General features: G+C 66.3%; 2 protein-coding genes and 2 pseudogenes. 1 reads left to right on the plus strand and 3 read right to left on the minus strand.

The features are described 5' to 3' along the window. From MOV75_RS37260 to MOV75_RS37270, 3 genes and pseudogenes are all read right to left on the minus strand, one after another. Window positions 1-390: pseudogene (locus MOV75_RS37260) on the minus strand (transcription-repair coupling factor); the annotation flags it as partial. Then, on the minus strand, window positions 387-677 hold the full coding sequence (locus tag MOV75_RS37265; protein WP_246932499.1) for a succinate dehydrogenase assembly factor 2: 291 nt from the start codon (window positions 675-677) through the stop codon (window positions 387-389). The pseudogene MOV75_RS37260 and the gene MOV75_RS37265, both read right to left, overlap by 4 nt. A gap of 13 nt (window positions 678-690) precedes the next feature. After that, complete coding sequence (locus tag MOV75_RS37270) at window positions 691-879, minus strand: hypothetical protein (protein ID WP_246932501.1); 189 nt, start codon at window positions 877-879, stop codon at window positions 691-693. Window positions 880-893: 14 nt separating this feature from the next. Here MOV75_RS37270 and MOV75_RS37275 point away from each other — a divergent pair. Next, window positions 894-1615 (plus strand): annotated as a pseudogene (locus MOV75_RS37275) (ATP-dependent DNA helicase RecG); the annotation flags it as partial.

The raw sequence follows: 1615 nt of genomic DNA on the forward strand, positions 1-1615 counted from the left end.
CACGCGCTGCACGACGGCGTTCACCGTCGTCAGCACGATCAGCGGCTTGTCGCTGCCCGTCAGGGACGCAAGCCGTGCCAGCGTGGTGAGGCGTTGCGCCAGGATGCCGCCATGTGGCGACACGCGGTCATAGGGCTGGCAGTCCCAGGCCGGGAAAGTCAGCACCGGCAGATCGGGCGCGAAGAATTGCAGCGCGCGTTCGAGCTGCTGCATGCGCGGACCGTCGCGGCAGACCACCGCAAGGCTGACCGCCGGCTTCTTCGGCCGCGCCGCAATGGCCCGGGCGAGATCAGAAGCGACGAGGCCTTCGGCGCCTTCCGCGACATTGGCAAGCGTCAGCGCACGGCCGGGCGCAAGCAGCTCGGCCGGAGACTTCATTCCCTGTTTCATACGCCGCCGTCCGCGATCGGATAGGCCTTGATGCGGGCAAACAACGCGCCGGTGACATCAGCCGGCAGCACCTTGTCGCCGGTGATGGCGGCATAGAGATCGGGATCGTTGACCTCGAGCAGCGTCTCGAGCTGCGTCAGCTCGTCATCGGACAGATTGCCGATCTCGGCGTCCGCGAAGCGGCCGAGGATCAAATCCATCTCGCGCGTGCCGCGGTGCCAGCAGCGGAACAGAAGCCGCTTGCGGCGATCGTCCAGCCCGTTGCTCGATCGTGTCGTTCCCGTCATGTCTCAAATCCAGTCAAACGCAGAAAGCCCGGACGTGCCGGGCCGGGGTGATATAGCCATTGGGACCGGCCATGTCAGCCTTTTGTTGCGACAGGACGCCCATCCGGTCCGTCATGGCCGGGCTTGTCCCGGCCATCCACGTCGGGCTGCAAAAAAAGACGTGGATGCCCGGCATAAAGCCGGGCATGACGGCCATGAACAACCTTAGATTCCCGAATGCGCCCCAGCCTGCTCAACCCGCTGTTTGCCCCCGTGACCAGCCTGTCCGGCGTCGGTCCGAAGCAGGACAAGCTGCTGCAATACCTGCTCAGCCGCAGCGAGACGCCGCGGCTGGTCGATCTGTTGCTGCATCTGCCGAGCCAGGTGATCGACCGCCGGGCGCGGCCGAAAATCCGCGACGCGGCGCAGGGAACCATGGTGACGCTGGAGGTCACCGTGGACCGCCACCGCCCGCCCCCGCCACGCAATTCGCGCGCGCCGTATCTGGTCTATGCCAGCGACGACACCGGCGACGTCGTGCTGACCTTCTTCCGTGCCAAGCCGGGCTATGTCGAGAAGCTGCTACCGGTCGGCGAGAAGCGCTACGTCTCCGGCACGCTGCAGATGTATGACGGCATCCCGCAGATCGTGCATCCCGACCGCGTGCTGGACGAGGAAGCGATCTCAAAACTCTCCGGCATCGATCCGGTCTATCCGCTGACGGAGGGCCTGGCGCTCGGTTCGCTGCGCCGCGCGATCGCGCAGGCCCTGCAGAAGCTGCCGGCGCTGCCGGAATGGATCAGCCCGGAGGTGATGCGACGCTGTAATTTTCCGCCGATCGCCGAAGCGCTCAATCGGGTGCATCAGCCGGTCGAGCTGACGGACATCCTGCCCGACCAGCCGTTCTGGTCGCGCCTCGCCTTCGACGAGCTCCTGGCCGGGCAGCTCGCGCTGGCCCT

Origin of the sequence: Bradyrhizobium sp. PRIMUS42 (assembly GCF_023006515.1) — a bacterium.
In the GTDB taxonomy this organism is placed as follows: Bacteria; Pseudomonadota; Alphaproteobacteria; order Rhizobiales; family Xanthobacteraceae; genus Bradyrhizobium.